Annotated in this window: 10 protein-coding genes; 7 read left to right on the top strand and 3 right to left on the bottom strand. The window is 50.2% G+C overall.

Annotation, left to right across the window (positions count from 1 at the left end):
- Positions 1-272 precede the first annotated feature (272 nt).
- From EFB08_RS09450 to EFB08_RS09420, 7 genes are all read left to right on the top strand, one after another.
- Positions 273-3,341 (top strand): SusC/RagA family TonB-linked outer membrane protein, encoded by a 3,069-nt coding sequence (locus EFB08_RS09450; protein ID WP_123126695.1) that lies wholly within the window; start codon positions 273-275, stop codon positions 3,339-3,341.
- Between the two features lie 18 nt (positions 3,342-3,359).
- Positions 3,360-4,874, top strand: a complete 1,515-nt coding sequence (locus tag EFB08_RS09445; RefSeq protein WP_123126694.1) for a RagB/SusD family nutrient uptake outer membrane protein — start codon at positions 3,360-3,362, stop codon at positions 4,872-4,874.
- Between the two features lie 30 nt (positions 4,875-4,904).
- Positions 4,905-6,377 (top strand): SusF/SusE family outer membrane protein, encoded by a 1,473-nt coding sequence (locus EFB08_RS09440; protein WP_125077694.1) that lies wholly within the window; start codon positions 4,905-4,907, stop codon positions 6,375-6,377.
- 66 nt (positions 6,378-6,443) lie between these two features.
- Complete coding sequence (locus EFB08_RS09435; RefSeq protein ID WP_165864843.1) at positions 6,444-8,219, top strand: endo-dextranase; 1,776 nt, start codon at positions 6,444-6,446, stop codon at positions 8,217-8,219.
- Positions 8,220-8,505: 286 nt separating this feature from the next.
- Positions 8,506-11,172 carry an alpha-L-rhamnosidase-related protein gene (locus EFB08_RS09430; RefSeq protein WP_227006277.1) on the top strand — a complete coding sequence of 889 codons (2,667 nt, stop codon included), beginning with the start codon at positions 8,506-8,508 and terminating at the stop codon, positions 11,170-11,172.
- Positions 11,173-11,368: 196 nt separating this feature from the next.
- On the top strand, positions 11,369-13,876 hold the full coding sequence (locus EFB08_RS09425; RefSeq protein WP_123126690.1) for a glycoside hydrolase family 31 protein: 2,508 nt from the start codon (positions 11,369-11,371) through the stop codon (positions 13,874-13,876).
- A gap of 69 nt (positions 13,877-13,945) precedes the next feature.
- Positions 13,946-16,126, top strand: coding sequence for a glycoside hydrolase family 97 protein (locus tag EFB08_RS09420; protein WP_123126689.1), 2,181 nt, complete (start codon positions 13,946-13,948; stop codon positions 16,124-16,126).
- A gap of 469 nt (positions 16,127-16,595) precedes the next feature.
- On the opposite strand, the gene EFB08_RS09410 is transcribed toward EFB08_RS09420, so the two are convergent.
- From EFB08_RS09410 to EFB08_RS09400, 3 genes are all read right to left on the bottom strand, one after another.
- Positions 16,596-17,177 (bottom strand): hypothetical protein, encoded by a 582-nt coding sequence (locus EFB08_RS09410; RefSeq protein ID WP_123126687.1) that lies wholly within the window; start codon positions 17,175-17,177, stop codon positions 16,596-16,598.
- 683 nt (positions 17,178-17,860) lie between these two features.
- Complete coding sequence (locus EFB08_RS09405) at positions 17,861-19,126, bottom strand: AAA family ATPase (RefSeq protein WP_123126686.1); 1,266 nt, start codon at positions 19,124-19,126, stop codon at positions 17,861-17,863.
- 3 nt (positions 19,127-19,129) lie between these two features.
- Entirely contained in the window at positions 19,130-19,486 is a 357-nt protein-coding gene (locus tag EFB08_RS09400) for a helix-turn-helix domain-containing protein (RefSeq protein WP_123126685.1), read from the bottom strand.
- Positions 19,487-19,525 lie beyond the last annotated feature (39 nt).

Below are 19,525 nucleotides of genomic sequence, written 5' to 3'. Positions count from 1 at the left end.
GCTAAAAACCATTTACTTTTTCAATACCCCAATAAGGTATTTTTAAATTTTAAAATCCTGACTTTCATTTAGTTATACATAGTTTACCACTGAAAATAGTTACTTTCCATTTCACTTTCTTCTACTTGGCTAGTAAGAATCCCAAATTTGTAAACAAGGAATAAGCACGCTTTTTATTTCACTTATTCTTGCGCTTCTCTTCTGACGAACAGCCTCTCAGAATTAACAAAATGGCAAATTTTAATAGCTAACATAACCTACTTCACACCTTTATGACCAAACTTTTAACTCAGTGGCCACCAAAGCATAGTTCTTTTGTGGATTGTGTTTTCTGCAAGAAAGGACTTTCTTCCAGGTGGCATGGGCATGTGGCTGCCCTAGTGGTGTTTCTTTTCCTCACCCTACCCGCGTGGGCCCAAAGCACCCGAACTATATCGGGAACTGTGGTAGATGTAAACAGCATAGGTCTTCCCGGGGTTTCGGTTGTCTTAAAAGGCACCACTGTAGGCACTGCTACGGATGGCTCCGGTAAATTCAGCATTCCGGTCCCCGAGGCGGGTGGCACCTTACTGATCACGTACATCGGCTACCTTAACCAAGAAATTCCGCTAACCACACAGACCAATGTGAATGTGGTTTTAAGAGAAGATGCCAAAGCCTTGGATGAAGTAGTAGTAGTTGGTTACGGTACTCAAAACAGAAGAGAAATAACTGGTTCTGTTTCCTCGGTGAACATGGAGCAAACCCGGTCACTACCTGTACCAGATGCGGGTCAGGCCTTGCAGGGACGCGCCGCCGGGGTACAGGTAGTTGGTTCAGGGGCTCCGGGCAGCAACGTAACTATTAGAGTAAGAGGTACTGGTACTATTGGGAACAGTGATCCTCTTATTGTGATTGATGGTGTACCCACTGACCTTCCGCTGAATGCCATCAACCCAGATGACATTGCCACCATGGACATTCTGAAAGATGCCTCTGCTACTGCTATCTATGGCTCAAGAGGTGCCAATGGGGTAGTACAGATCACCACCAGAAGAGGTACTGACAAAGGACGTCTTGAGTTCAAAGCGTATACAGCAGTACAGCAAGCCACTAATATGGTGGAGATGTTGAACTCTGCTCAGTTCGCTGCTTTGCACAATGAGATCATGGCTAATAATGATCAGCTGCAGAACCCAGCCTATGCTGATCCTGCGGCTATTACTACCAATACAGATTGGCTAGGTGAATATTTCCAATCGGCACCCCAGCAGAACTATTCTCTTTCTTACTCAGGTGGTACCGAGAAGTCTAACTTCTATGCATCGGGTACTTACACAGACCAGCATGGAATTGTCATCAACAACCGGTACAAACGTTACACCCTCACCCTCAACAGCGAAAATAACTTTGTTAAGTGGTTTAAACTTTCTAATAACCTCTTGTTAAGCCATGACAAAAAAAGCAGTGGGTCCATAGATATCAGGAATGCCATGGCAGCCCTGCCGGTTCAGCCGATCTACAACCCTGATGGCACTTGGTCTGGCCCGGAAGGCCAAAGCAGCTGGTATGGCGATGTGCGCAACCCCATAGGCCAAGCGCTCATCAATGACAATACTACAACCGGTTACAATGTATTGGGCAACCTTAGCGGAGAGTTCCTTATTCTGCCACAGTTAACGTTCAAAACCACGTTAGGTATCCAGGCTGCCTTTTGGGACAGCAGAAGTTGGTCGCCGCAATATGCTTGGAAACCCATTGCCAATGAGTTCAGCACCCTTTATCAAGGATCTAACAAAAGCATCACCAAACTTTGGGACAATTACCTTACCTATAATGCCACCTTTGGGGACAAGCACCACCTTACCATTCTGGCAGGAACTAGCGCCCAGGACAACCGCTATGACCAAATCAATGCCGCCGGGCAAGATTTCATCAGTGATGATGCCCAGCAGTTGGACAATGCCACTTTAACGCTTCCTTCCGGTGGAAACGCCAGCGATTGGGCCCTTTTCTCGCTTTTAGGGCGGGTGAACTACAACTATAATGACAAATATTTACTTACCGCCAACATCCGCCGCGATGGCAGCAGCCGCTTCGGGCCTAACAACCGCTATGGTACCTTCCCGTCTGCCTCGGCTAAGTGGCGGATCTCAGAAGAAAGCTTCTTAAAGGAAATAGGTTGGTTAAGTGATTTATCATTAAGGGTAGGTTACGGTATTACCGGTAACCAGAACATTGGCAACTATGCTTATGCCTCCAGATTAACCATTGGGGAAGCAACATTCAACAACACTGTGGTAAACTCAGTGGTACCGGTAGTGCTGCCAAACGCAGACGTACGCTGGGAAGAAGTGGAGCAGTCTAATATCGGTTTAGACCTTGCTTTCTTAAATGGCAGAATAAACATGACGGTAGATGCTTACCTGAAAAATACCAATGACATGTTGGTGCCTATGAACGTGCCTGTAACCACTGGGTATTCAGACATCTTTGTGCCGAGTATCAACTTCGGGAAGGTCCGGAATAAAGGGCTTGAGTTTGCTGTAAATACCCAGAACCTGACCGGCGCAATAGATTGGAGTACGAACTTCAACTTCTCCATCAACCAGAACGAGGTTCTGAACCTGAACGGCGATGTGCCTTTGTACGGGGGTATCGGGCAGATTAACCGTCAAAAAGTGGGCTACCCTATCAACTCGTTCTACGGCTTCATTATGAATGGCATCTTCCAGACCCAAGAAGAAGTAGACAACTATGCCCGCCAGCAGCAAGGCGCTGACCCATTCAACAGCACCGCCCCAGGCGATGTCAAGTTCTTGGATATCAATAACGACGGCCAGATCACTGACGCGGACCGTACCTATATCGGGGACCCTAACCCACGGTTCACCTTTGCCATGAACAACACCGTTGCTTGGAAAGAATTTGATTTTACTCTGTTCCTGCAAGGGGTGGAAGGCAATGACATTTTCAACGCCAACAGAATCTTTCAAGAAGGAATGGCGGTGGCTCAGAACCAGACCACAGCGGTCTTGGGCCGCTGGACAGAGTCTAATCCCAGTACCACCATGCCACGGGCGGTCTTTAATGACCCAAACAAGAACACCAGAAACTCTACCCGCTTTATTGAAGACGGTTCTTACCTGCGGGTAAAAAACGTGACCTTGGGCTATACTCTGCCGCAAAGTCTTACTCAAAGGGTGAAGATGAGTTCCGCCAGAATCTATGTATCGGGACAGAACCTGTTCACCTTCACAAACTACACCGGGTTTGACCCAGAAGTGGGTACCAGCGGGGTAGACCTGAGTGTGTACCCTTTGTCCAGAACCCTGAGTGCTGGCATCAACATTGGTTTTTAATCCTTTAAACGAACGAGCATGAAATCATTTATAAAATATACGGCGGCTCTGTTGCTCACCTTGGGGCTTGGAAGCTGCGAAGATTACCTAGATAGAACCCCCTTAGACACTATTAACCCACAGAATTTCTACAAAACCGAGAAAGATGCCATTGCGGCCATTAATGGTGCTTACCAGCCCCTGATGTGGCCCAAGCTGTACAATTTCCAGATTTGGGGATCAGACATCTGGGCGGGTAACAGCATTGTGGGAGCTGGGGGCGGTACCGATGGGATCGGGACGCAGGATGTCTCCAACTTTGTTCTGACCACCGCCAACGAGGCTGCTCTGGACTTATGGCGGGGTCCTTCCCCCGGAATCCTGCGGGCCAATGTGGTTTTGAAATACGTGCCAGCCATTGAAATGGAGGAAGGCTTGAAGAACCGCATTCTGGGTGAGGCCAAGTTCCTGAGAGGCTTGTATTACTTTATTCTGGTTAGAGCCTTTGGTGATGTGCCCCTGATTACCGATGCTCCTGATACCCCGACCCAGGAATATCTTTATCCTTCGCATACGCCTAAAGATCAGGTATATGCCCAAATTGTTCAAGATTTAACCGAGGCCATTGAATTATTGCCAACAAGAGAAACTTACTCCGGCGCCGATATCGGACGTGCATCTAAAGGTTCTGCCACTGGCTTATTGGCCAAGGTGTACCTGACTTTAGGAGATTATGCCAAAACCGTGGAATTGTGCGAGCAAGTGACCGCTCTGGGATACACCTTGAATCCAGACTACAGTACCAATTTCAACCCTTTAACTGAAAACGGACCTGAATCCCTTTTTGAAGTACAGTACGCTGGCAAAGTGAACACCGCTGATTTCTTTGGCGGCAATGAGCAGATGGCCTCCTGGGTGAGCACCTTCACGGGGCCTAGAAACGCCAACATGGTAGCGGGGGGCTATGGCTGGAACCAGCCTACCCAGGAGTTCGTGAACCAGTATGAACCAGGCGACTTAAGAAAAGACAAAACCATCCTGTACGAAGGCGGACCTGACTTTGACGGACAGGTGTACAAGAAATCTTACTCTGTGACTGGTTATAACCTGCGCAAGTTCCTAGTACCAAAATCTGTCTCCCCGGAATACAACACCAACCCGGCCAACTTCCCGGTACTGCGCTATGCCGATGTCCTCTTGATGCAAGCCGAAGCCCTGAATGAACTAGGCAGAACAAATGAGGCCCAAGCCCCCGCCACCAGCATTAACAGTGGAGGACCGCTGAACCGGGTACGCCTGAGAGCAGGACTGCCGAATATCACCGGACTTAACCAAGCTGCTTTGAGAACAGCCATCAGAAAAGAACGTCGGATTGAGCTAGCCTTTGAAGGACACCAGTGGTTTGACATCATCCGGTATGACAACGGCCAGTATTTTGTGCCTTACCTGCATTCTTTAGGCAAGACAAACGCCAGCACTAAGCACATGCTGTTACCCATTCCGCAACAGGAAGTAACGGCAAACCCTAACCTTGTTCAAAACCCCGGTTACTAATCATTGGCCTATTCATTCTCATTGACAGATATGGAAAATATTCTAATCCTTCCTAAAAAAGCAAGCTGGTTCTCTGCCATGCTGCTCCTACTGGTCACCTTATTAGGGGTCTCTTGTAAAACCGATATTTACGACGAGTTCGACCAAGGTGTAAATGCGCCATTGGCTCTTTCTACCAGCAAAGAAAGCGTGGTCCTGCAGGAAACCATAGCAGCCAGCGAGGCCGTGGCCTTCAATTGGACTACCGGCTCTAACTATGGCACCAACAATTCAATTTCCTATACCCTTTACCTGGACCGGCAAGGAAACAATTTCCAGAACGCTGTGGTAGCCGATATGGGCAAAGCCAGCTTCCAGAAGAAGTACAGCGTGAAAGAATTTAATGATCTTTTGCTAGGATTGAACCTTACTCCCGGGGTGGAGACTACCATTGAAGCCAAAGTAGTTTCAAAGGTTTCCGGCACTGATTTGTCAGACTCTACCACTACCACCCTGAAAGTAACCCCTTACCAACCAGTCTCTACCACCTTGTACTTGATTGGTGACGCCACACCAAATGGCTGGAGTGCCGATAATGCCACCCCTCTAACGTTGAATCCCTCCTCCCCAGGCAGATTTAGCTGGCAGGGCAGACTTAAAGCCGGGTCTTTTAAGTTCATCACTACCAAAGGTGCTTTTCTACCTTCTTACAACAAAGGTGCTACAGAAAACTTGTTGGTTTACCGTACATCAGACAGTGAGCCAGATAACCAATTCACCATTACAACCCCAGGACTGTATAGTATCTCTATTAGTCTTCTGGATAAGACCATCTCCATTGAAGAAGGCTCTGCGCCACCTTACTCAGAACTCTGGATTGTGGGGGATGCTACGCCAAATGGCTGGAACATTGACAACCCCAATAAGTTGCGGGTAGACCGGTCAAATCCATATGTGTTCACCTACAATGAAGTGCTGAAGGCTGGTGAATTCAAATTCCCAACCTCTACCGGCAACTGGGGAACTGACTTCTATATGCCCTTAACCAATTACCAGGATCTGTCTTTAACGGGTGTTCAATTGGTAAGAGGCGGTCAGCCAGACCTGAAGTGGAAAATTACTACGGCAGGGGCTTACAAGATTAAGCTTGATCTGGAAACCATGAAGATAAACATCATGCCGTTTACGGCTCCTGCAACGCTTTATTTGGTAGGAGATGCCACACCGGCAGGATGGAATATTGATGCTCCAACTCCATTCGTGAAAGATGCCAGCAACCCTTTCATCTTCACTTATACCGGGCCTTTAAAAGCAGGTGAACTCAAATTCCCAGTAACTACCGGAAACTGGGGCGGAGACTTCTACATGCCCGTAACGGCCAACGAAGATGTTACCAGTACAGAGATCAAATTTGTGCCGGGTGGTCAGCCCGACAACAAGTGGAAGATCTCTGCCGATCAGGCAGGCAACTACAAGATTACTGTAGATGTGCTGCATGAAACCATCAAGTTTGAAAAGCAATAATCTGCTCTCACTTACATAATGCCGGCCTTGCCTCCAGTAGGAAGGCCGGCATCAAATTACCATATTATGACATCTAAACTTTTTTGGTCTTGTTTGCTTGTGCTGTCAATAGGATTAGGTTGCAAAGAAAGCAATAGTGAGGCTGACCCCACCCCCGTTGAAGTTCCGGCAAACTCCGGTACTCCGGCGTACGGGAACGTAGCTATCTCCACTGATAAAGCAGCCTATGCGCCTGGCAGTGACGTCACTTTTACGGTTGATTTCTCCAAATTACCCGCCAATGCAAAAGTCAGGTACAAATACCTGAACCAAGTGGTGAGTGAAGCAGCGGTTACGGCTAGTACCTGGACCTGGAAAGCGCCCGCCACAGATTTCAGGGGTTACCTGGCCGAGGTGTTCAGCACAGCCAATGACACAGAAACTATTCATGCCACTATAGGGGTGGATGTTTCCTCCGATTGGATCAAATTTCCGAGGTATGGCTTTGTGTCTAAATTTCCGCAGCTAAATGATGCAGAGGTAAACGCAGTAACCACCAACCTCAACCGGCACCACATCAACGGTATCCAATTCTATGACTGGCACAACAAACATCATATGCCGCTTCCAATGAATGGCTCTATCCCGGCCAGTACATGGAAAGACATCATCAACCGTGATATCTACTTTAACACCGTTGAGAAGTACATCAGCAGCGCTCATGGCTTCAATATGAAAGCCATGCAGTACAACTTGATCTATGGGGCGTGGGATAACGCCGAAGCAGATGGCGTGAGTAGGGAATGGTTTGTGTATAAAGACAACACCCGCACTAACAGGGATTTCCATCCGCTGGGGTCTCCGTTCCTAAGCAACATCTACCTGCTAGACCCTTCTAGTACCGGCTGGCAGCAATACCTGATCAACCAGAACAAAAAAGTGTACCAGGCCTTGGCGTTTGATGGTTTTCACATGGACCAACTAGGCAACAGAGGCACTTCTTACAAATACGATGGGAGTGCATTGAACTTGGCTTCTACCTTTAAGCCGTTCATCAATGCGGTAAAAGCTGAGGCACCAAACAAATACGCCGTTCTGAACGCAGTAGCCCAATACGGGCAACAGGGGATAGCAGAGTCCAATGCCGATTTTCTTTACACCGAAGTCTGGAGTCCGTTTGACACCTATAATGATCTGGCGAACCTGATCAAGCAGAACAACACCCTCAGCAACAACACTAAGAACACGGTACTGGCGGCCTACGTGAACTACGATTTGTCTAAAAATGCAGGCTTCTTTAATACGCCTTCGGTGCTGATGACCAACGCCGTGATCTTCGCGTTTGGTGGTTCCCACCTGGAACTCGGAGAACATATGCTAGCTAACGAGTATTTCCCCAACAGCAATCTGGTGATGAAGCAGGACCTCAAAAACGCCATGGTCAACTACTATGACTTTTTGGTGGCTTACCAAAACCTATTGCGCGATGGCGGTACGTTCAACAACGTGACGCTCTCTTCTACCAACGGCAAAATGAGCATAGCCAACTGGCCAGCCTCCACTGGAGCCGTAGCGGCAATTGGCAAGCAGGTTGGCACCAATCAGGTCATCCATCTGATCAACTTCAAAAACGCCAAAACCCAGAACTGGAGAGACAACACAGGCATCCAGACGGCACCCCTGCAGGTAAAAGATTCTAAGCTAACATTCACGGCCACCGGAACAGTGAAGAAAGTGTGGTGCGCGTCACCTGATAACATCGGCGGCGCTTCCAGATCACTAAACTTTACCCAGAATGGTAACAGTGTCAGCTTTACGCTTCCGGAACTACAGTATTGGAGCATGATTGTGGTAGAATATTAAGTCACTCACCAAAGTGCCTTGGTTTCAAACAATGGCAATCTCCTGTTCCTGGTAGTTCTCTTTTCAGGTCTGTTTTCCTAAAAATAGCCCTGAAAAGAGATTACCTCTTTTAGATATCAAATTTTTTATACGCTTAAAAAAGAAGCGATAGGTTCGGCGTGGCCTATCATGGGACCACTTGTGCCTGAAAGATCCCCTTTAAAAGACCTACCTGCATACTATTATGAGCAACAAATCTGTACAATTAAGTCTGGCGCTGTCTCTTTTGTTTTTTGGCGCCTGCCAGATGCAAAAAAGAAACAGCCCTGCGGCAACTGCAGCGCCGGTTGGACAAAAGCAGCCAATTTACCATTCAGAGCAGTACACCATTTACCCGAACCGCGTTGTTCAAGGCCAGTTCGAGGCTAAAGTGCTTTCCCCCACAGAACTGGTCTCCAATTACAAAAGCATGGCCAAGGAGTTCCTGAGCCCCGAGCTGAAGTTCAAGTTTAGCATCAATGGCAAGGACAATGAAATGCTGTCAGGCAGAGACCATTCCTTTGCATGTATCTCAGAAAATGGAGGTTGTGAAACCCCTTTGATCGTCTTCGGCACCCAGAATACTATAGGCTCCAAAATCCCGCCCAATACCTACTTGGCTCCTGACACCAAACTAAAAATTCGGCTGGATATGCGCCCCGTTTTAGAGGCGTTTTCAAAAACAGGCTTCTATACTGCTTTCAACGGCGACAAAATTTACAAAGAAGACTTCAAGGGTGTTTTTGTGGCCGGGGGAACGGCTCCCCTGACCTGGGACTTTGACAACCTGCACAACTACAAGAACCTGGAACTGAAAGATGCAGACAAAGACGGCATCTATGAACTGGATTTGGTTTTGAACCCATCGCAGGATGAAACCGTCACGGCTTCTACCTGGAAGATGACCCGCAACGCCTCCGCTTTCCCTCAGTACAGATCAGACTATCCGGTAGTAGATGCCTTGTACAACCAGGCCCTGGAAGAAATGATCAACGCCGTAGAACCGGACAGTACGTTCAGAACCGGGAAAGAATGGGCCGGTGTCTGGACTAGGGACATCAGCTACAGCATCATCCTTTCCATGGCGGCCCTACAGCCCAAGGTTGCCCAGTACAGCCTTATGCGTAAGGTGAAAAACGGGCGTATTATCCAAGACACTGGTACAGGCGGCGCGTATCCAGCATCTTCAGACCGCATTGTTTGGGCCGTAGCCGCTTGGGAACTGTACAAAGTGACCGGTGACCAAGCGTGGCTTCAGGAATCGTATCAAATCATCAAAAACACTATGGAAGATGATTTGAAGAACGTGTATGACCCTAAAACGGGCTTGTTCCGGGGCGAGTCCTCTTTCCTGGATTGGAGGGAGCAGACATACCCTGAGTGGATGCAGCCCGTGGACATTTACGCTTCGGAGAACTTGGGTACTAACGCGGTTTTCTACCAAGCCAATAAAATTCTGGCAGAGATGGCGGGTTTGCTGCAAGATGCCCCGGCTACGGCCAGATACCAGGGGATTGCTCAAAAAGTGAAGCAGGGTATCAATGACTACCTCTGGATGCCCGAGAAAGGCTACTACGGACAATATCTTTACGGACGGAACTATCTGACCCTTTCTCCCAAAGCAGAAGCACTAGGAGAGGCCTTGAGCGTGCTGTTTGACATCGCAGATAGAGGTAAACAGAAACAGATTGTGGCCAATACCCCGGTGACTCCGTTTGGGATCACCAACATCTATCCGCAGATTCCTAACATTCCGCCGTACCACAATAACGCCACCTGGCCCTTTGTGCAGTCGTATTGGTCTTTGGCAGCCGCGAAAGCCGGGAACGAAGCAGCTTTGGTGGAGAGTATGGGCGCCATTTACCGTCCCGCCGCCTTATGGCTTACCAACAAAGAAAACTTTGTGGCCACCAACGGGGACTATGCTGGTACCCAGATTAATTCCAGCAACATGCTCTGGAGTCTGGCCGGGAACCTGAGCATGACCTATAAAGTCCTCTTTGGGATGGAGTATCGCGCCAATAGTCTGGTATTTAATCCCGTGGTGCCGCAGGCGTTCGGCGGTAAGCGTCAGCTTATCAACTTCAAATACCGCAATGCTGTGCTGGACATTGAAATGGACGGCTATGGTGACCAAATCCAATCCATTACCATAGACAATCAGCCGTTGCCCAACTCAGAGATTTCGGGTAATCTGACAGGGCTACACAAAGTGAAGATAGTGTTAGCAAACAAGCCCTTTAGGGAAGAAAAAGTGAACCGGATGGCAGTTGAGTTCGCTCCGGCTGCTCCTACAGTGACCTTCGCTAATGCCACGCTTTCCTGGAATACCGCAGAGGGCGTGAAACGATATCTGGTACTTAAGAATGGTCAGCGGATGAAAGAAACAGACAAGACCCTGTTCAAAGTAAATCCCAATGAATATGCCGAGTACCAGGTGGTTGCTGTAGACACCAAAGGATATGAGTCCTTCGCGACCGAGCCAATAATGGTAGTGCCAAACGGGAAGCAAATCATTCATGAAGCAGAGACCAGCCTAGCAAAGGCAACCCAAGCATATAAAGGGTTCTCAGGAAAGGGGTTTGTGGAAATCAGCAAGACGAAGAACACGGCCCCAGCATTTACTGTGTCTGTGCCTGAAAGCGGCGTTTATGCCGTTGACTTCCGTTACGCCAACGGTGAAGGTCCTATCAATACCTCTAACAAATGTGCTATCCGCACCTTGAAGAAAGGCAATAGCCTCCTAGGCACTATCGTGTTGCCGCAAAGGGGAACAGACGAGTGGTCAGACTGGGGCTTTACCAATGCAGTGCAGGTAAAACTGGAGAAAGGCAGCCATGAATTGACCCTAGCCTTAGATCCTGCCAACGAGAACATGAACGGAGAGGTAAACCGCGCCATGTTAGACTATATGCGCCTGATCAAGATACAATAGAGAGTATAATGGGTTCTAACAGCGATGCCGCAGAGCCGATTTCTTTTCTATAGCTGATTTTGTAAAGTCAGGGGATACCCTCATTGGCATGAGTTATCATTCTCACACGATTGTGGAACTGCATGATCTGATTTGAACCTCCTTTTCGGAAACTAACCTGAAAACACACTTTTATAACCGAGTTCCTGTTCCTACTATGAAATACAATTTCCTATTTCTTCAGTTCCTCCTGCTAAGCAGTCTTGCTTTTGCCCGGCAAACTGCGCCTAAATCCCTAAGTCCTGGTAAGGTTAGTTCGTATAAAGTAACCGGCAACCAAGTAGTTTTTACCGCGCAGAATAATCAGAAAGTCTTGCTGGAACTGTGCAGTCGGGGAGTGGTGAAAGTGTGGTACGAACCCACCGGCGTGTTCAAGCGCAACAATGAGTCCTTCGCCGTCATAAATGAGAAGCTGGAGGACGTTGGAACGTTGCAGGTTAATGAGCAGGCGCAGGTGTACGAGATTTTTACCGATTTTCTGCGCATCCGGGTAAACAAAGACCCTTTTCAGCTTCAAATTTTTGACAAGTACCAAAAGCTGCTACTCAGCGATTTCAAAGATCGTGGCCTAGTGAAAGAAGGAGACCGTTTGGTGGCGTATAAGTCATTGAGGGCTGATGAACAATTCTTTGGGTTAGGGGAGAAATCGGGTCCATTAAACAAACGTGGACTGACCTACAAAATGTGGAATAGCGACCAACCATGCTACAGTCCCACCCAAGACCCACTCTACAAAAGTATTCCGTTTTTCATGAGCAGCTACAAATATGGAATCTTCTTTGACAACACGCATAAGACAGAGTTTAAGCTGGGCAGCGAATCCAATGACTACTTCTCTTTTGAGGCACCCGGTGGCGAGATGCTGTATTACTTCATCTTCGGTAATAACTATAAGCAAATAATTGAGGGCTATACCCAATTGACAGGCAAGCCTATTATGCCGCCTAAGTGGGCGTTTGGGTTCTCGCAGAGCCGGGGGCTTATGACCCGCGAAGACATGACCCGTGACATAGCCAAAGAATACCGCGCCCGCAAGATTCCCATCGACATCATGTATCAGGACATAGGCTGGACCAAGAACCTGCAGGATTTTGAGTGGGGACGCGGTTACCAGAATCCGAAACAGATGTTGAAAGACTTGGCCGCCGATGGGTTCAAGATGATTGTCTCCCAAGATCCGGTGATTTCCCAAGCAAACAAGAAGCAATGGAGCGAGGCTGATTCTTTGGGTTATTTCGCCACCGATATCCGCACCGGGAAATCCTATGACATGCCTTGGCCGTGGGGTGGTAACTGCGGCGTGGTGGATTTCACCAAACCCGGCGTGGCCGATTGGTGGGGTACCTACCAGCAAAAACCGCTGGCCGACGGGGTGAAAGGCTTCTGGACGGACATGGGTGAACCTGCTTGGAGCAATGAAGATGCTGTGGACCGCCTTAACATGAGACACCACTTGGGAATGCACGAGGAAATCCACAATGTGTACGGCCTCACCTGGGACAAAGTAGTAAAAGAACAGTTCGAGAAGCACAATCCCAATCAGCGAATATTCCAGATGACTAGGGCCGCATACGCAGGTCTGCAGCGCTACACCTTCGGATGGTCCGGGGACTCTGGTAACGGCAGTGATGTGCTGGAGGGTTGGGGGCAATTAGCGAACCAGATTCCTATGAGTTTATCTGCGGGCATGGGGTTGATTCCATTCTGGGCCTGTGATATTTCGGGCTATTGCGGGGATATCAAGGATTATCCGGCCATGGCCGAGTTTTATACCCGCTGGATGCAGTTTGGCGTATTCAATCCATTGAGCCGCGCCCACCACGAAGGAAACACTGCCGTGGAGCCATGGCTATTCGGCCCGGATGCCGAAAGGAGATCGAAAGAGGCTATTGAGTTAAAATACAAGCTATTCCCATACATTTACACCTACGGACGAGAGGCGCATGACACCGGTGTCCCGCTCATGCGGGCTCTGCTACTGGAGTTCCCCAATGATGTGGAGACGTTCAAAGCCGATACCCAGTTCATGTTCGGGAAAGAACTCTTGGTGGCCCCGGTAGTAGAGAAAGGCGCCGTCACTAAGAAAGTGTACCTGCCCGAAGGGCAATGGATAGATTTCAAGGATGGGAAAACCGTTTACAACGGTTCCCAATGGATCACCTATGATGCCCCCCTGGACGTAACCCCGGTCTTCGTGAAGAAAGGCTCTATCATTCCCATGATGCCCTTGATGCAGTACCTACATGAGAAACCCACTTACCCCATCATGTTAGAGGTGTTTCCTGCCAGCGAGGGCCAATCCGCATCTTTTGAATTGTATGAAGATGACGGCGAAACGAACAATTACCTGAGAAACATCTACGCGAAGACCAAATTTACCAGCATCACCAGTAAACATAACTGGACCGTGCGCGTGAACGAGCGCGAAGAGAAAGGGTACACTTCCACGAAGCCCCGCAATCTGGTGATCAAGCTGCACGCAAGCCAAGAACCTAAATCTGTTACCCTTGGCTCAACTAAGGTGAAAAAAGGCAAACTGAAGTCCCTGCAAGAAGGCTTAGAAAATGACTTCAAAGCTGCTTGGTCTTGGGATAAGGAAAGTAATATTATTTACGTCAAATTGCCAGATTCTGGGAAGGCTCAAGAAGTCAACATCACTAAATAGAAGATCAGGTGTTGCTTCTAAAATAATAACATCTCACCCCCATTTATCCTTCAAAACTGATTACAGAAAATGCCAAAGTTTTTTATTACCGCATTACTCCTCCTTTTCTTTGTTGGCTTTTCCCAGGCCCAGGAACTAAAGTCTCCCAACGGAAAATTCAGCATGCGATTCTCGCTGCAGGGCAAAGGGGTGCCCACGTATGCCCTCACTTACAAAGGCAAGCAGGTCATCACCCCCAGCAAACTGGGCTTTGAGCTGAAGACCAAGGATGCGGCGGCGGCCTCGGGCGGGTCAGATGCCAACATGGACCAGAAGGCCGTGAATCAGCAGGCTTCGCTGCATGACAATTTCACGGTAGCGGAAACCAAGACCTCTTCGGTGAAGGAGAGCTGGAACCCGGTGTGGGGCGAGGTGAAAACCATCCAGAACCACTACAACGAACTGGCCGTGACGCTTAACCAAAAAGGCACCGACCGGAAGATGGTGGTACGGTTCCGTTTGTATGATGACGGGTTGGGCTTCCGCTACGAGTTTCCTACCCAGAAGAACCTCACCTACTTCGTGATCAAGGAAGAGAGAACCCAGTTTGGCATGGCCGGTGACCACACCGCCTACTGGATCGCGGGCGACTACGATACCCAGGAGTACGATTACACCACGTCCAAACTCTCCGAGATCAGGGGCATCATGTCCAAAGCCGTGACGAACAACCTGTCGCAGACTACTTTCTCGCCTACGGGCGTGCAGACGTCTTTGATGATGAAATCCAACGACGGTCTGTACATCAACCTGCACGAAGCTGCGTTGATTGACTACCCGGTGATGCACCTGAACCTGGACGACAAGAACATGGTGTTTGAGTCCTGGCTCACGCCTGATGCCATTGGCGACAAAGGCTACATGCAAGCCCCGCGCAGCACCCCTTGGCGCACCGTGATCGTGAGCGATGATGCCCGCGACATCCTGGCCTCTAAGATGACCTACAACCTCAACGAGCCCAGCAAAATCAAAGACACCTCCTGGATCAAGCCCGTGAAATACGTGGGCGTTTGGTGGGAGATGATCACCGGCAAGAGCACCTGGTCCTACACCAATGACTACCCTACGGTACAAATAGGGATTACTGATTTCTCCAAAGCCAAGCCCAACGGAACCCACGGCGCCAACACGGCCAACGTGAAGCGCTACATTGATTTTGCGGCCAAGCACGGTTTTGACGGCGTGCTGGTGGAAGGCTGGAACGTGGGCTGGGAAGACTGGTTCGGGAACTCCAAAGACTTCGTGTTCGATTTTGTGACCCCGTACCCAGACTTTGATGTGAAGGGAATCGCCGAGTACGCCAAGTCCAAAGGCGTGAAGATGATCATGCACCACGAAACCTCTTCCTCGGTGCGCAACTACGAGCGCCACATGGATAAGGCTTACCAGTTCATGAAAGACAACGGCTACGATGCCGTGAAAAGCGGCTACGTAGGCGATATCCTGCCGCGCGGCGAGAACCACTACAGTCAGTGGATTGTGAACCATTACCAGCATGCCCTGGAGAAAGCCGCCGAGTACAAGATCATGGTGAACGCCCACGAGGCGGTGCGCCCCACCGGGGTAGCCCGCACCTGGCCTAACCTCATCGGGAACGAGTCGGCCCGTGGTACCGAGTACCAATCCTTCGGAGGCTCCAAACCAAACCACGTGACCTTGATTCCTTTCACCCGACTGTTGGGTGGCCCGATGGATTACACGCCGGGCATCTTCGAGATGGACCTGAGCAAGCTCAACCCCGACAACAAGTCGCACGTGAACAGCACCCTGGCCAACCAGCTGGCCCTGTACCTGACCCTATACAGCCCGCTGCAGATGGCCGCCGATTTGCCCGAGAACTATGACCGCTTCCCGGATGCGTTCCAGTTCATCAAAGACGTGGCTGTGGATTGGGATGACAGCAAGTACCTGGAGGCTGAGCCGGGCGAGTACATCACCGTGGCGCGCAAGGCCAAAGGCACCGGCCAGTGGTTCCTGGGCAGCGTGGGCGGCAACGAGGCCCGCACCTCCAACATCAGGCTGGACTTCCTGGACAAAGGCAAAAAGTACGTGGCCACCATCTACGCCGATGCCAAAGACGCCCACTACAAAACCAATCCGCAGGCCTACACCATCCGGAAGGTGAACGTTACCAACAAGTCCAAGCTGTCGCAGTTTGTGGCGCCGGGCGGCGGGTACGCCATCAGTTTTGTGGAGGCTCCGGGAAAATAGTTTCAGGTTCTAATTTCTTCACAAAAGACCAAAACGGGTTGGCGGGTTTTCCGGCCAACCCGTTTCTGTTGCAAAGGCCCGCTGCTGCTTTTCCCTTGCCAAATCTACTTTGCGTTTTGGAGGCATTTTCAGAAAATCGGCCGTAAATCAAAGGTGAAAACACAAAGGTCTCCCTTGTACAAGCTACTTTTTCTTGGCTCTTTGGTGGGTAAAAAGGGGAGATTCGCAGAAAATTACGCACCTTAATACAGGTCTCTCTAAGAGATATAAGGCAGCAGGTATTCAGAAGTTGTCCATATATGTGTACGCATAGAAAAGAAAAAGCCTGTAAGCGGTTAGCTTACAGGCTTTTGTAATTATAACTGTGGTCGCGTAGGGAGTAGCACCCCTTTTCGGATACGTACCGGAGGGACATGGCTTGGGCACCATAAGCACCCAAGCCATGTATTACAACCTTTACAAGTAGGTCTTAAAGATAGCCCTTCTTTTGAATTTCCTGCAGTTTCCCAATGAGTACCTGTAGGCTTTCATTCCAATCCAGCGTTGCAAGGAAATCCTGCTGCATGAAACCGGGTTTATTCCGCGCCCTCATAGAACGCATGTCCGAGATATCCCCATACGACATGTCCAGTTCGTGCTTTGCCATCTCAAGGACCTCCTGCGCCACCTGGAACACGTTCCCATACTGCCCCATCTCATCATGAATCCTCTTGTTAACCGAACCATTAGGGTCTTTCAGGCTTTCGTTTGTCATGGTCCCTTTAGCGCGGGCCGCCTCCAGTCTTCTAACCAGGGACAGCAGCTCTTCGTATTGCTCCAGTTCTACGCTTTGCTCCGTCTCCACGGAGTCAGCGCGGCCAGGGTCTGTCTGCTCCTGGTAATCCGAGTCAATTTCGTAGTAAAAAAGTTGTCTCTGAACCACCCGGACGGACATCCTGGTTACAAACATCACCTCTGCGAGGTGGGCTTCCTCTTCTCTCATCTTCTGGTCCATCAGTTCGTGAGATTCATCTTCATCCCACTGCTGCTCGTTTTCTGTATTTTTTTCCATGTTTATGGATTTTGTTAAAAGCTAAGTTATTCTTGTTAAGTGTTACTTTTAGGTAAGTCAGAGCATGGCGGTGCCCTGCCCATGCCCGGGGCGGCTAAATGCCTCCCCAAGTCATATCCATATTGTAGCATTTCTTATCAGGATGTTTGCACCTGTTGCATTGATAGCCATTTCCGCTCAGGCATGGCTCCGCCAAGGGCGCTTTTCGCTAATTAGCAGTCTTTTCGCAGTTAAGGTGGGTCCTAGGTGAGTTTCAGCAGCGGTTTCGTCTAGCGTTTAGTGTCGGCATAAAGCTTTACTGGATCATTAGGTACTTATTGGGTTTTCAGCCTAATCCTAATATTATACAGCATATCACTCTGTCATTTATTCCAACTTGTGTTGTGCCGATATTTTACCCCACAAGAGAACCGGTGGCAGAGAATGGGAATGAAATGGACATTGCTCTGCCGAATCAACAACTCCGTTGTTGAGTCGCCTCCACGGGGTGTCGGCTCCAGGGTTCTTTCCCAGGGATTATATCGGCACCCATCAAATAAAATTACAAAACTGCAGACTGCGTCTTCTGTCATCATCCTTCTTTTTCCCATGCCGATACACCCTCGCACTGAGCTGCCCGAGGTTACCGGTTACTGGTTTACTGTGCAGGCCCCTATATATAAAAGGGGCCAGCTACAGTAAAACTAGAACGGTAACTCCAGCACGTAGTAGGAGTACCTGGTCCCTTCCTTGCCTTCGACCCTTATCTCCCCCTTAGCCTTGAGGTCCGAGACCAGGGTCTTGGCCTTAGTCAGTGTGATCGGGTAATCCTCCCCGGCAGCCTGTTCCATCAGATATTTGGCCAACTCACCGTACTTCGGGTTAGGATGCAGGTCGAAGATCCGGTCCAGCATGCCCCGCATGGTCTCGGGCGGAATCTCCCGTTTTCCCCTTTTAGCGGGTTTACCCTCCGCTGACTCGTCCCTCTCAACGATCATCGGGAGGCCCTCCTCGTTGACGGTGAAGGAGAAGGGGCTGAACCCCAACTCCCGGGAGCACTCCACCTTAGCGGATGAGGAGCCTTTGTTCTTATCCAGGGTGACGGAGATAACGATCTCGGCCTTGTTGTTCGCCTCTGTGCCGAGATGCCCGCGGGCGTTGCTGTCCCCCTTGTTCTGGTGCAGGACAACCACGATGTGGATACCCAGTTCTTTTGACCACCTCAGGAGCTTGCCCATGAGCATGCTGGCCTGCTCCTCGTCGTTGATAGAGGTCACAAGGTCGCGGATACCGTCAATGACCACCAAGCCCACCCCTGGGGTACTTAACAGAAGGTACTCGATCACGGCCAGCCGGTCGACCGGGCTATAGGCGCGGAGGCTGTAGGTTTCCAACCAGCCGATCGCCTCAGGCCCAGCCAAGGTTACGGCTCTCCTGGCTGCCATCTGGACGTGATGGTGCCCCTGCTCGGTGTCGAAGAGCAACACTCCCTCTTTTCCATAGGGCAGGCACCCGCGGATCACACCCTCCGCAGTCTCTCCAGCCAGGGCCGAGGCGATGAGCATGGTGGTGAAGAAGGTTTTCCGGCTCTTGGCCTTGCCTGTCACCAGGGAGAAGTTGCCGGCGGTGCCGAGGGTGAAGGTTTCCCCTGCTTGGGCAAGGGTGAGGAACCTCTCCGGCTCGGGTTGTACTTGGTCAAGGTCGATCAACGCCCGCTCCGCCATCTCATGTATCCTCAAGGAAGTTAAGGAAGGCTCCGGTATTCCTCCTCCCCCGAAGGGGAGAAGGAGTTCACCGGTTGAGCCATTCACGAAACCCTCTTGGGCTTCCGTGGCGTATCGGCGGTATAAGCCCGGTTCGACTGGGCCGTCCCTGGCGTTGTACGCCCTTGAGGATTGGGCCCGTGCGCTCTGGATCCGGCCCCGGGTCTCACCCTGGGTTCCACCGTCTGGGTAAAGGTCGTTCGCCATCGCTTACGCCCTCCCCCTTTTGGTGCCCAACGATCCGATCGCGCCTGCCCGCACCTCGGCGGCTGTCCTCTGGCGCCCCCCGTCGAGCCACCCCAGCAGGTCCTTCCGGAAGAAGAACAGCTGTTTCCCCCGCTTGCAGAAGGGGATCTCCCGGCGGCTTGTCAGCGCGTAGAGGGTATTCTTGGGGATGCCTAGGAACTCGGAGGCTTCCTGGGCGCTGAGCGGCCGCTCGGCGTCAGGGCTTCCCCCGGTTTGGGCGTGGAACAATTTGCATAGCTCCAGCGAGATCCTTTCCAGACCGCTGAGCCTCTCATCTATTGCGGCGAATGGATTTTCCGTCGCCTTTCTCGTGTTCAACATGCCGCAATTCTACGGCAAACTTTTTGCAGTTCTCTCGAT

Origin of the sequence: Rufibacter latericius, assembly GCF_003721515.1 — a bacterium.
Taxonomy (GTDB): domain Bacteria; phylum Bacteroidota; class Bacteroidia; order Cytophagales; family Hymenobacteraceae; genus Nibribacter; species Nibribacter latericius.
This window is presented reverse-complemented; position numbering and strand designations above follow the sequence as displayed.

Excerpts from the sequence above, each read along its gene's own strand:
- EFB08_RS09450 (WP_123126695.1), top strand. The coding sequence starts at position 273 with ATGACCAAACTTTTAACTCAGTGGCCACCAAAGCATAGTTCTTTTGTG.
- EFB08_RS09445 (WP_123126694.1), top strand. The coding sequence starts at position 3,360 with ATGAAATCATTTATAAAATATACGGCGGCTCTGTTGCTCACCTTGGGG.
- EFB08_RS09440 (WP_125077694.1), top strand. The coding sequence starts at position 4,905 with ATGGAAAATATTCTAATCCTTCCTAAAAAAGCAAGCTGGTTCTCTGCC.
- EFB08_RS09435 (WP_165864843.1), top strand. The coding sequence starts at position 6,444 with ATGACATCTAAACTTTTTTGGTCTTGTTTGCTTGTGCTGTCAATAGGA.
- EFB08_RS09430 (WP_227006277.1), top strand. The coding sequence starts at position 8,506 with ATGCAAAAAAGAAACAGCCCTGCGGCAACTGCAGCGCCGGTTGGACAA.
- EFB08_RS09425 (WP_123126690.1), top strand. The coding sequence starts at position 11,369 with ATGAAATACAATTTCCTATTTCTTCAGTTCCTCCTGCTAAGCAGTCTT.
- EFB08_RS09420 (WP_123126689.1), top strand. The coding sequence starts at position 13,946 with ATGCCAAAGTTTTTTATTACCGCATTACTCCTCCTTTTCTTTGTTGGC.
- EFB08_RS09410 (WP_123126687.1), bottom strand. The coding sequence starts at position 17,177 with ATGGAAAAAAATACAGAAAACGAGCAGCAGTGGGATGAAGATGAATCT.
- EFB08_RS09405 (WP_123126686.1), bottom strand. The coding sequence starts at position 19,126 with ATGGCGAACGACCTTTACCCAGACGGTGGAACCCAGGGTGAGACCCGG.
- EFB08_RS09400 (WP_123126685.1), bottom strand. The coding sequence starts at position 19,486 with ATGTTGAACACGAGAAAGGCGACGGAAAATCCATTCGCCGCAATAGAT.